The sequence below is a fragment of the Pseudoalteromonas issachenkonii genome, from assembly GCF_002310795.1.
GTDB lineage: Bacteria > Pseudomonadota > Gammaproteobacteria > Enterobacterales > Alteromonadaceae > Pseudoalteromonas > Pseudoalteromonas tetraodonis.
The window spans coordinates 1,505,007-1,517,478 of sequence record NZ_CP011030.1; the positions used below are offsets into that span (position 1 = coordinate 1,505,007).

A 12,472-nucleotide genomic window follows, 5' to 3' on the forward strand; every position below is an offset into this window, starting at 1 on the left:
GCAACTGTAACCAAACTACAGTTAGCTTTAGTATAAACCAATGACAACACTGAAATAAAAATGACACACACAATGAAAAAAAGATTTTACATACCTTTGCTGCTATCAAGCACATTAGTTGTGCAAGGCTGCAGTGATGATAATGAAAGCACGCAAGCAAAAACGGTGGTAAATAAGACAGAGCCTGTAAAGCCAGTTGTTTATCAAGTGTTTACTCGTTTATTTGGTAATACGCAAACAGCTAATATTCCGTGGGGTACTAAAGAGCAAAATGGCGTGGGTAAGTTTGCTGATTTTAACGATGCTGCGCTCAAAGGTATTAAAGAGTTGGGTACTACGCATGTGTGGTATACCGGCGTTTTACATCATGCCTTAGTGGGTGATTACACCGAATATGGTATTAGTCAGGATGATCCAGATGTGGTTAAAGGGCGTGCAGGCTCGCCCTATGCAATTAAAGATTATTACGATGTAAATCCTGATTTGGCGGTAAATGTAACGAACAGGCTCGAAGAGTTTAGCGCGCTTATTGAACGTACCCACGATCATGATATGAAAGTGATAATAGACATTGTGCCCAATCACGTTGCACGTGATTACCACTCAACGGCTAAGCCTTATGGCGTTAAAGACTTTGGTGAACAAGACGATACCAGCAAAGACTATGATGTTAATAATAACTTTTATTATGTACCTGGTGAGTCATTTCAAGTGCCTTCGAGCGACAGTTATCAAGTGCTTGGCGGAAATTCTCATCCCTTAGCTGATGGTAAATTTAATGAAACACCGGCTAAATGGACAGGAAACGGTGCACGCTCTCCACAGCCTAATATAAACGACTGGTACGAAACAGTAAAAGTAAACTACGGTGTTAAACCCGATGGTAGCCTAGATTTTCCAACTTTACCTAAGGCGCTAGAAAACCAAGACTACCGCGCTCATTACGCCTTTTGGCAAGATAAAGAGTTGCCTAATAGCTGGTATAAATTTAGAAATATTGCGCTTTATTGGTTAGATAAAGGCGTGGATGGCTTTCGCTATGATATGGCTGAAATGGTGCCGGTTGAATTTTGGAGCTTTTTAAATTCATCGATAAAAATGCATAAACCCGATGCATTTTTACTTGCCGAAGTGTACAACCCATTGATGTACCGAACTTATATTCACCAAGGTAAAATGGATTACTTGTATGACAAAGTAGGCTTTTACGACACCTTAAAAGCTATAATGCAAGGCAAGCAAGCCGCAAGTAGTATTTTTAATGCTCAGCAAAAAGTGGCTGACATAGAGCAACATATGCTGCACTTTTTAGAAAACCATGACGAACAACGTATCGCAAGTCCTGATTTTGCCGGCGATGCCGCATTGGGCAAGCCTGCAATGGTGGTCTCTCACCTAATCAGTCGCTCGCCAAGCTTGCTTTATTTTGGACAAGATGTCGGTGAAGATGGCTCAGAAAACGCGGGGTTTGGTAGCCCAACTCGCACCAGTATTTTTGACTATATTGGTGTTCCTGCTCACCAAGCATGGATGAACAACGGTAAATTTGATGGCGGTCAGTTAACAACTGAACAAGCGCAATTACGCCAATATTACATTTCAATTATGGCACTTAACGATTTACCAGCGATTGTTGCCGGCGATATGGCGCAACTGATGATCACGGGGAGTGACAGCGTGATTGGTTTTGTGCGTACCTTAGGCCAACAATCATTATGGGTGCTGAGTAACTTTAGTCAGCAAGCGCAAACAGTCACTATTACGCTCACGCCCAATCAAGCAACAATGCTCAAACCAAACTCAACGCTTTACGATCTATTAGAGTCGCATAACGGTATTTTGGTGAGCGATGAGAAACAAAATACAACCTTTACGCTGACCCTTGATGCACTCAGTAGTGCAGTTTTAACAAATAAGGCTGACCATGAATTATAATAACAAACCAACCTTAAGCTTTTGGCAAATATGGAACATGTGCTTTGGCTTTTTAGGCATTCAATTTGGCTTTGCACTGCAAAACGGTAACGTAAGTCGGATTTTTCAAACCCTTGGGGCGAATGTCGACGATATTCCTATTTTGTGGGTAGCAGCACCACTTACCGGTTTAATTGTACAGCCAATTATTGGTTATTGGAGTGATAAGACGTGGGGCAAATTAGGTCGCCGTCGTCCGTTTTTTTTATACGGCGCTATTTTAACCACATTATCGTTATTTATTATGCCAAACTCACCAACACTTTGGATTGCAGCGGGCATGTTATGGATCATGGATGCATCGATTAACGTCACCATGGAACCATTTCGCGCCCTTGTAGGCGATAACCTACCAAACAAACAGCGTGCTACGGGCTATGCAATGCAAAGCTTTTTTATAGGCGTAGGCGCCGTGGTTGCTTCTGCACTCCCTTGGATGATGACAAACTGGTTTGATATTGCCAACACCGCCGCTGCAGGGCAAATTCCTGATTCAGTAAAGTACTCATTTTACTTTGGTGCAGTTGTATTGCTGGTCGCAGTGGGCTGGACAATTATAACCACCAAAGAATATTCACCTGAAGAATTGGCCGCATTTAATCAACAAGAGCAAGCTCAAGTCGAACAGACGGTTTGTGCACAAATTAACTTTAGTAAAGGCGGCAGTGTATTTACCGTGCTAGGGCTTGCCGTACTTGGTTTAGTCACGGGATTAAACCTAGAAAAAGAGCTGTACCTATTAGCAGCTGGCTTAGTGAGTTTTGGCGTTATTCAATTTATTGCAGCCGCACTACAGGCAAAAAACCACACCAGCGGTGGCTTTTACCAAGTCGTTAACGATGTATTCACCATGCCAGAGGCGATGAAACAACTTGCTTGGGTACAGTTTTTTAGCTGGTTTGCCTTATTTGCCATGTGGATTTACACCACCTCAGCGGTAACCAGTTTTCATTATGGTAGCAGCGACACAAGTTCAGCGGCGTATAACAATGGTGCAGACTGGGTGGGTATTTTATTTGCGGCTTACAACGGTTTTGCTGCATTGGCGGCTTTATGTATCCCGATCATCGTTAAGCGTGTTGGTTTAAAACTAGCACATGCACTTAACCTTATTTTAGGTGCGTTAGGTTTGGCGAGCTTTATGTTTATACAAGAACCGAGCTTACTTATTTGGCCAATGATAGGTATTGGTTTTGCGTGGGCGTCTATTTTGTCGTTGCCTTACGCCATGTTAAGTACCTCAGTACCGAGTCATAAAATGGGTGTGTATATGGGAATATTTAACTTTTTTATTGTGATCCCACAATTATTAGCCGCCAGTGTACTTGGCCTGATACTCCGTCACTTTTTCCAAAATCAACCTATTTACGCATTGATGCTAGGTGCTGTGTCTTTTGTACTTGCAGCGGTTGCCGTACTGCGTGTTAAACAGTCTTAATTTAAGGGGCTAAAATGAAAAAATATAACCTAATTACCGCGACAATATTGGCCGCAGGCCTTGTAGGTTGTGGCGTGCAAAATACGCAAACCAGTGCAGTAGCAAAAACATCAGTGAGTGCGCCAGGCGCACCAGGCGAAGCCCCATTTTGGGCATACGCAGGCAAAACTGGGATAGGCACGTCTTTTGAGCAATACCAAAATGGCCATTACAGTGACGAAGCACCTACAGGTAAAGTGTCAAAAGTATGGTTTTCGATTGCCAAAGGGATGATCACCGAAACCATGTTCGGGCTTATTCATCAAGCGCAAATTAAAGACATGCAATTTGTTGTAGTCGGAAAAGATTTTACAGTCACCGAAGCTGACGATTTAGACGTTACCATTGATTACTTATACAAAGACGATAAAGGCCGCCCGTTATCATTAGCATACAAAGTAGTAAGCAAAGATAAGCAAGGTCGCTTTAGCCTCGAAAAACATATATTTACCGACCCAGACGGTCAAAGCTTATTTGTACGCAGTATTTTTAATACCCAGCTTGACGGTGTAAAAGCATATGTAACAGTTAACCCGTATATAAACAACAACGGCTTAGATGACTTTGCAAAAACCACCGAGCAAGGATTGGTAGCGTGGCAGGGCGATAATTACTTGTCATTGCAAGGTGCACAGCCATTTAAACAAACAAGTGTTGGTTTTACAGGTGTGAGCGATGGTTTAAGCCAGCTTAAAACAACTCAGCAGCTTACCCGAGTTTATAAAACTACCGGTGAACAATCGGGTAATGTTAGCCTACTTGCAGAGCTGGGTGAAATTGGTGAAAACAGCCAGTTCGATTTAACCTTAAGCTTTGGTAACAACCAGCAATCAAGCTTTAAACAAGGGCAAGCTACGCTTGCCAAAGGTTACCAAGCTGTGCTTGATAATTACAACGGTAAAGGCGAAGCGCTTGGTTGGCAAGACTACCTGCAAAGCCTTGCACCGCTAAACAACATGAGCGAACAAACCGCTGATAACGGCAAGTTACTTTACACCAGTGCTATGGTGTTAAAAGCGCAAGAAGACAAAACTCATGCTGGGGCACTTATTGCCTCTTTATCTAACCCATGGGGTGAAACCGTATCGGCGAAAACCGGCTCTACCGGTTACAAAGCGGTATGGGTGCGCGACTTTTATCAAGTTGCCATGGCATTTATGGCACTAGGCGATACCGCAACAGCTAAAACCGCATTTGAATACCTGGAAAAAGTACAAGTAAACAGCAAAACCCCGGGCAACAACGGCGACACAGGTTGGTTTTTACAAAAAACGCACGTAGATGGCGAACTTGAATGGGTAGGCGTACAGCTAGACCAAACCGCTATGCCTATTATGCTAGCGTGGAAGCTTCATCAGGCAGATGTGTTAAGTGATGCTGAGCTAACTGATTGGTATACCCGCATGTTAAAACCGGCCGCTGACTTTTTGGTAGACGGTGGGCGCGCTAAAATCCTATGGAACGACATGCAAATAACCCCACCTGCGACTCAACAAGAGCGTTGGGAAGAGCAAGAAGGGTATTCGCCATCAACCACCGCTGCTGTTATTGCCGGTTTAATTACCGCCGCTGATATTGCAAAAATGGCAGGAGATGAGGTGAATGCTAAACGCTACCTTGCAACAGCAAAAAGTTACAACGCCGATATAGAAAGTATGATGTTTACCACCGCAGGTAATTTAGAATCAAACGCTTCAGACGGCGAGTATTTTATACGTATTGGTCAAGACAAAGACGCCAATTCAAATACTAAAATTAACGCTAATAATGGCCGTGAAGGGTTTAATAAAAAGCAAATACTTGATGGTGGCTTTTTAGAGTTGGTTCGCTATGGCGTACGTGATGCGCTAGCGCCTAGCATAGTAAAAACACTGCCAGAGTATGATGACGAAACCCTAACAGATAACTTACAAGTTAAATACAGCTTTGAGTTTACAGATGGTAGCGGCACATTTGCAGGCTACCGCCGTTATGGTAACGACGGCTACGGTGAAGACGAAGTAACTGGCGCTAATTATGCGCAAGGTGGAAAAAATAGCCCAGGGCAACGTGGGCGAGTTTGGCCATTTTTTACCGGTGAACGAGGTCATTACGAAATTGCCGCCGCGAATGCCAATAATACGTTAGATGCAACTAAACAGCAGGCTATTAAAAATAGCTATGTAAAAGGGCTAGAGCAATTTGCTAACGAAGGTATGATGCTACCAGAACAAGTATGGGATGGCGTAGGCGTTAATAAAGCGGTTTACACGTTAGGCGAGGGTACAAACTCGGCCACACCACTGGCGTGGACACATGCGGAATACGTAAAGCTAGTGCGCTCATTAAGCGACAAACAAGTATGGGATCATTACCCGGTGGTAACTAAAGCACTAAAATAACCGCAAACTAATTAACATAGCCGTAGTAAAATACGGCTATGTTATTTGTTACAATAATAACGAGGCTGAAATGAAAACATTTACCTTGAGCGCATTAGCATTAGCAATCATGCTAACAGGCTGCCAAAGCGCACCATCATTAAATAACAACACGAATAACACCGAAACATCGCTACTAAATACTGAACAACACGCAACGCCTTGGTGGCAAAATGCGGTATTTTACCAAATTTGGCCCCGCAGTTTTTACGATAGCGATGCTGATGGTCATGGCGACTTTAACGGTATGACCCAAAAGCTCCCGTATTTACAAGAGCTCGGCGTAAATGCACTGTGGTTAACCCCCATGTTTGAAGCACCGTCGTATCATGGCTATGATTTTACTGAATTTTACCAAGTAGAAAACGACTACGGCAGCATGGCCGAGTTTGAAGCCTTTATAAAAGCTGCTGACGACAAAGGCATGAAAGTCATACTTGATTTAGTTATAAACCATATATCAAGTAACCATGAATGGTTTCAGCGTTCAGCAAAACAACAAGCTCCTTATGCAGATTACTTTATTTGGCGCGACGATATGCCAAATGCAGGAAGTGGTTGGGGGCATGCTTGGAGTAATAACGACCAACCCGACGCAGTATGGCATTGGAATGAAACACGTCAGCAGTATTACTATGGTGCGTTTGGAGCCAGCCAACCTGACTTGAACTTACGCCACCCTGATATTGTTGCCGAAATGGAAAAAATGGCTAAGTTTTGGCTTGATAAAGGCGTTGCAGGGTTTAGATTAGACGCAGTACGTTTTGCAATGGAAGGTGGCGCAGATGCGCAAGCCGATACCGACGAAACTATTGAATATTGGCAGCACTTTAACCAATACGTAAAAAGTGTTGATCCAGAGGCGTATTTAGTAGGTGAAGCTTGGGCAGACATTCCCGTTGCAGCAAAATACTTTGGCGAAGGTAAAGGCCTCGATCAAGGCTTTGATTTTGAAGTGGGCTATAAAATATTGGGCTTATTAAAACCCGATGTAAGTGGTGAAGCGCAATTTGGCACTATGCAATCTAATCAACAAGTGAATACAGTTGATGCCAATGTGCTCAAACAAAATTTACAACAGCGTATTGATTCAAATGCACCGCTTGATTTTTTTGCACCGTTTTTAACTAATCACGACCAAGAACGTATCGCTTATCAACTTGCAGAGCACGACGATAAAGCAAAACTTGCCGCCGCCATGTTATTTAGCTCTCCTGGCACGCCGTATATTTATTACGGTGAAGAGATAGGCTTAACACAAGGTGGCACAGTTCACGATGTGTATAAACGTGCGCCTATGCAATGGGACAACAGCAATCAAGCCGGTTTTACCAAAGCTAAAACGAGCTGGGTTGAACAAAGTGAATTATTTGGTAAAGACTTTACAAGCTGGTGGCCTGAATTTTTAGCCGAGCAGCTTAGCGCAGGTGATCGCAATGTTAAAGTACAGCAAATGCAGCCAAACTCATTATGGCGCTTGTACCAGCACTTAATTTCGCAGAAAAAACAGCGCCCAGAGCTGGGTATTAAAGGCAGTTATGAATTAACGCAACACGACAACGGCCTAGTTGAAATAACCCGCGAGTTAAACGGTAGTAAATCAGTGTTTGTGCTTAACTTAACCGTTAACCCGCAAAGCATCAGCGGTATAAAACGTCAGGGGTTAACGCCTAGCTGGCAACACGACCTCAATGGCGAACAACTCGCTGGCTATGGTTTGTTGTTACTGAATAACACACTATAAATAAAATACACATAAAAGGGGCTAACATACGTAAGCCCCTTTTATGAACATGCTTTAATTGCATTACCCCCAAGTTATAGCGCATTTTAATGAGTCATAAGTTGCTTAACTTCTTCTGGCGTCATGGCGCTTATCATGAAAATGAATATAAGATGCAATCCACCTCAGGTAGGTGTCCACGGTACATAATGAATACTGACGTACCAACATATAATCAGCGATATAATTTAAAAATGGGGAACGCGTTTTTATATACTCAATAACTATACTGTATTTATATACAGAATGGTTGTTGTGCTCCCATATTCAAGAAGATGAGCGACGAGCGCACTTTCTTCTTTCTTATTATATTTAGTTGCAAGAAAAATTTTAGCTGGCAATGAGTTAAGTTATTTGTTAAAAAAGTAATTAATAAATATATTAGCGTGACGCTGGCAGAAATGTACGCGACGAGCGCACTATAAAATTGTTAGGTGTTTCTAAGGTTTGGAGTTCAAATGGGATTTAAGTTTTGGTTCGTTAGAGCATTAAAAGTATTTCTTGGAGTAGCAGCCTTACTTTTTATAGTGAGTTGCTTAAACAGCACTCAGTTCAAGAAGCATTAATTTTTGCTTGTACTTGGTCATTGATTACAACAGCAGTGTTTATATGTTCAAGACTATATCAATCACGTAAAGGTGTAGAGTGTGCTTTGTGCAATGATATTCCAGACAAAAGTGATAAAAACACCTAACAAGAATTTAAAGCGGGACTGCTAACAGTTTGCTCGGTTTCGCTACGCTACACATTTTAGCAAACAATTAACAGCCCCTTAAATGGGCGTTATGTTACTAGATAAGGATATTTATGAAATTAAGCATCGGAGCTTTATTAACACTCTGTCTAATCTCAGGCTGTACAAGTACATCAATTAAGCCGGTGAAATGGGAATACAAAACTATAAATGTAAATCCATTTAAAAATGGGCTTATTGGTAGAGAGCTAAGAGAAATCGAAAAGGAATATTCTAATACGCAAAAAGAGCTTCTTTCAAAATATGGTGAAGATGGCTGGGAATTGGTTCATATTGAGGGTAAAAACTATATTTTTAAAAGGCCAGTTCAGGTTAATTAAGTAACATAACAAGTCGTTAAAGCAGGACACTGCTCCTCACCCGTTTTAGTGAACAACTCCACATAACATTAAGGAGTAACACAGCCTAATAGGCCCTTAAACATAGCGAGTTGATTTTAGTTTAAAATAAACTGTTGACATAATATGTCGTGATGATTACTTTTAATACTTCATATTAAAAGGAAAACTAAAATGGAAATTTGGAATTTATTTACAGATTTTATCGTGCAATCAATCACCTTTTTTACCCATGAAGTGGGCGTAAGCCAAGCGGCTGCAATTATTTTGTTTACCGTTATTGGGCGATTAGTTTTAATGCCGATTAACCTTGTCGCTATGGCTAATATGGTTAGAAACAAAAAAGCAATTGCCGCACTAAAACCTGAGCTAGATAGCATAAAGAGCAACTATAAAGACCAGCCCAGTGAAATCGCAAAATTAACTATGGCGCTGTATAAAAAGCACAACATTAAGTTTATCGATAAAAAAAGTGTGATTAATATGGCAAGCCAAGGGGTATTTGGCCTTGGAACTTTTCAAGCTCTGCAACAAATTGTATTGAATAGTAAATTCGCTTGGATTACCAGTATTGCAAAGCCTGATATTGCGCTTTCGTTATTAGTGGGGGCTATTACATATTTATCTATGATGATGATGCCAGGTAGCGCAGAACAAACCAGCACCTTATTGTTCCTAATTCCCGCAATTATTTGTGTGGTTACTCTCGTTAATTTTCCTTCTGCAATTGGTTTGTACTGGGCTACATCCAGTAGTACTAGCTTGTTGCAGTCATTATTAGTAAATAAGTATTTTAAAAACCATCAGCCGCAGCATGCTTTGTAAAAGTCGCTAAACAAAGGAATGGCAATAATGAATATGTATTATCAGCCCACAGCCGATTTAATGGTTTCTGCACAGTTAACCTACACCAACATGCGTGAATATTATGAGCAGTATGGCGTTGATTGGCAGCAACTTAAAATATATGAACAAATTTCAGAGCTTGAAAATTGGGATGTTTTGTTAAATGGCGATGTAGTGGGTGCAATGCGCTTGGCTTTTGATGATGAAGGTTGCTATATACGTGACTTACAAGTAGATGCTGCGTTTCAAAATATGGGTATTGGTGCAGCAGCAATTAATGAGTGTGCTCGTTTAGCTGTGCTCCGAGGTGCTATGCAACTTAGGCTTCGGGTTTTTAAAATAAGCCCTGCGCACAAGCTTTACACACGTTCAGGTTTCAGCATAGATAAGGAAGACGACAGATTTTATTATATGTCTAAAAGCTTAGTTTAATGACTGTGACTTTTATTTTAAAAATTAATGTTGCTCAGTCACTGTAGATTAATATTCGCTCATTCAAACTGCTATTCTCACAATTTAATAAAATATTTATGGATAGTTTATGCGCTCTTTTACAAACAAAACAGCCACATTGAGTGTTTGCTTTTTATTGCTTGGCACGGGTTTTATGCTGATAGAGCACAGTCTGTATCAATACGTTGATAATAACGGTGTATTGCATGAAAGCTTATTTTTGCCTTTGAGTATATTGTGTTTTGCTTTGGGGTTATTTTTTGTGGCCAGTTTATTAGCCCGCAAAGTAATAGGGCTCTTTAAAAGCGCTAGGGCAGAGGAGAATTAACCCCTGCCTTTATTGCTCATTTTTCAAATTAGCTGTTTCTAACAAACTAAATGTAGGCAAACGCCATTTAAAGCGCACCGATGCCATGCGTATAAAATACCCAACAACTAGACTTGTAATCACGCTGATATTGTCGTCAATGTTGTAGTGATGGAGTGCTAAGTATAAACACGCGACTATCAGCGCTACGCTTGCGTAAAGTTCATGGTGTAATACGAGTGGTGCTTGGCGACAAATTAAATCACGCAATAATCCACCAAATACGCCGGTAACAATAGCAGCGACCACACAAATACCATAGTGCAAACCCATATTAAGCCCAACTTGGCAGCCGATAATACTAAATGCGGCAAGCCCTAAGGCATCTAAACGCATAAATATGCCTTTAAATTTAACCACCCATTTTGCTAGCCAAGTTGTAACAATACCCGCCACGCATGTGATCAGTAAATATTCTGGGTGTTTAACCCACGTTAACGGGTAATTGCCAAGTAAAATATCGCGTACGCTGCCACCCCCAATGGCTGTGGCACTAGCTACTAGCATAACCCCAAACCAATCCATGTTTCTGCGCCCAGCGCTGAGTGCACCGGTCATGGCTTCTGCTGTAATTCCGATGATGTAAACAATAGTGAGTAGCATGAAATAGTCACTTAAACTTTTAAGAGCAAAAATAAAAGTGCGATTGTAGAGATAAAATAGTGCATTGACGAGTGAAAAATTACATTAAAAACAGTCACTTTCAGATTAAAAAAACTAATGTTATAGCAAGGTGTGAATAGGCTGTTAATCTAAAGAACGCTTTTGGTTTGCTGGTAAAAACAGCAAGGACAAATGACCGCAATTAAGCCAATAAAGTCCAAATAAATATAAGGGTAAGAGGAGGGGGATTTTACTACTTTTTAAAGGGTGGCCCTCCACAGTGAGTTAACTTGAGCCGCGCGCAATTAAACGCGGTGGCAGCAGGGTGCTTTGTACTTGCTCACCACGAATTAATTTGAGTAAGTTTTCAACTAACATTTGCCCCGCTATAGTGGTGTTTTGCTCTATGGTTGTCAGCGGCGGGTTAATGTAACTTGCAATAGAAATATTATCAAAACCTATTACGGCTACATCTTTTGGCACGTTAATATTGGCTTCTTTTAGCGCGCGTATTGCGCCTATGGCAATCAGATCGCTGGCAGCAAAAAGTGCATTAAAAGTAATATTATTAGCAATTAAAGAGCGAGTAGCATGGTAGCCAGATTCTTCGGTAGAAATTGCGTTGGCAATTTTACGATCATTTAAGGTGACACCGTTTTGCTGGAGTTCGTCTTTAAAGCCATTAAAACGGGCAAAAAACTCAGGGCTGTGATCAGAGGCATCGCCAATAAATGCACAATCAGTTCGGTTATGCGCTAGTAAATGCTCAGCGGCAAGTTTACCACCGCCATAATTATCGCAACTTATGGTTAAATCAGGGCGGTTATCAACGCTTGCTCCCCAGCAAACAAATTTAGTGTTTTGTTCAAGCAAGGTATTAAATTTTGGTTGAAAATCAATGTAGTCGCCATAGCCTAATAAGATTATTCCATCTGCTCGATGGCTGTCTTCGTAGTCTGCTTGCCAATCAGCGCTGGCTGATTGAAATGAAACAAGTAAATCGTAACCCTCTTTTGCGCAGGCACGAGTAATACTGCCCAGCATGGCTAAAAAAAACGGATTGATTTGTGATTCATCTGAGGTTGGGTCTTCAAACAACAGCAATGCTAGGGTACTGCTTTGTTGAGTGCGAAGGTTACTGGCGTTTTTGTCTACTTTGTAATTAAGTTTTTTAGCAATATCGTGAACACGTCTTCGTGTTTCGTCATTTACCAGTGGACTATTTCGTAAAGCACGGGAAACTGTAGATTGAGACACCCCAGCATAGTGGGCTATATCAAACGAGGTGGCTTTACCTTTCATCACGATTACTTACTTAAGAGGACAATAAGGGGATATTCTCGTTTATTAGTGATTTTTTTCAAGCTTATTTGTCAATAAAGGCATTTTTTTATTGATTTTTTCATGACACCGGTGTCACAATAAGGGCGTTTTATCATTTTGTTGTCAAAACGTAT

Annotated in this window: 10 protein-coding genes; 8 read left to right on the forward strand and 2 right to left on the reverse strand. The window is 41.2% G+C overall.

All coding sequences use genetic code 11. The features are described 5' to 3' along the window. The first annotated feature begins 72 nt into the window (after positions 1–72). The 8 genes from PISS_RS06925 to PISS_RS06970 all read left to right on the forward strand — a co-directional run bounded on the left by PISS_RS06925 (position 73) and on the right by PISS_RS06970 (position 10,373). A complete protein-coding gene (locus PISS_RS06925; RefSeq protein ID WP_036956516.1) occupies positions 73–1,935 on the forward strand; it encodes an alpha-amylase family protein in 1,863 nt (620 codons plus the stop codon). Further along, positions 1,925–3,412: an MFS transporter gene (locus PISS_RS06930; protein ID WP_033102494.1), complete on the forward strand. Its 1,488-nt coding sequence runs from the start codon at positions 1,925–1,927 to the stop codon at positions 3,410–3,412. The genes PISS_RS06925 and PISS_RS06930 overlap by 11 nt, the downstream gene beginning before the upstream one ends. A 14-nt stretch (positions 3,413–3,426) precedes the next feature. Continuing rightward, positions 3,427–5,832, forward strand: a complete 2,406-nt coding sequence (locus tag PISS_RS06935) for a glycoside hydrolase family 15 protein (protein ID WP_036956420.1) — start codon at positions 3,427–3,429, stop codon at positions 5,830–5,832. A gap of 70 nt (positions 5,833–5,902) precedes the next feature. Next, on the forward strand, positions 5,903–7,615 hold the full coding sequence (locus tag PISS_RS06940; RefSeq protein WP_036956421.1) for an alpha-amylase family glycosyl hydrolase: 1,713 nt from the start codon (positions 5,903–5,905) through the stop codon (positions 7,613–7,615). An 846-nt stretch (positions 7,616–8,461) separates the two neighbouring features. Then, positions 8,462–8,728 (forward strand): DUF4177 domain-containing protein, encoded by a 267-nt coding sequence (locus PISS_RS06955; protein ID WP_058154532.1) that lies wholly within the window; start codon positions 8,462–8,464, stop codon positions 8,726–8,728. A gap of 192 nt (positions 8,729–8,920) precedes the next feature. Further along, positions 8,921–9,571, forward strand: coding sequence for a YidC/Oxa1 family membrane protein insertase (locus tag PISS_RS06960; RefSeq protein WP_058154533.1), 651 nt, complete (start codon positions 8,921–8,923; stop codon positions 9,569–9,571). 27 nt (positions 9,572–9,598) lie between these two features. After that, positions 9,599–10,024, forward strand: coding sequence for a GNAT family N-acetyltransferase (locus tag PISS_RS06965; RefSeq protein WP_058154534.1), 426 nt, complete (start codon positions 9,599–9,601; stop codon positions 10,022–10,024). Positions 10,025–10,133: 109 nt separating this feature from the next. After that, positions 10,134–10,373: a DUF3955 domain-containing protein gene (locus tag PISS_RS06970; RefSeq protein WP_058154535.1), complete on the forward strand. Its 240-nt coding sequence runs from the start codon at positions 10,134–10,136 to the stop codon at positions 10,371–10,373. A 9-nt stretch (positions 10,374–10,382) separates the two neighbouring features. Here PISS_RS06970 and PISS_RS06975 read toward each other — a convergent pair whose 3' ends face one another. Continuing rightward, on the reverse strand, positions 10,383–11,015 hold the full coding sequence (locus tag PISS_RS06975) for a trimeric intracellular cation channel family protein (protein ID WP_058154536.1): 633 nt from the start codon (positions 11,013–11,015) through the stop codon (positions 10,383–10,385). A gap of 285 nt (positions 11,016–11,300) precedes the next feature. Beyond that, positions 11,301–12,317 carry a LacI family DNA-binding transcriptional regulator gene (locus PISS_RS06980; RefSeq protein WP_013464820.1) on the reverse strand — a complete coding sequence of 339 codons (1,017 nt, stop codon included), beginning with the start codon at positions 12,315–12,317 and terminating at the stop codon, positions 11,301–11,303. Positions 12,318–12,472: the final 155 nt, after the last annotated feature.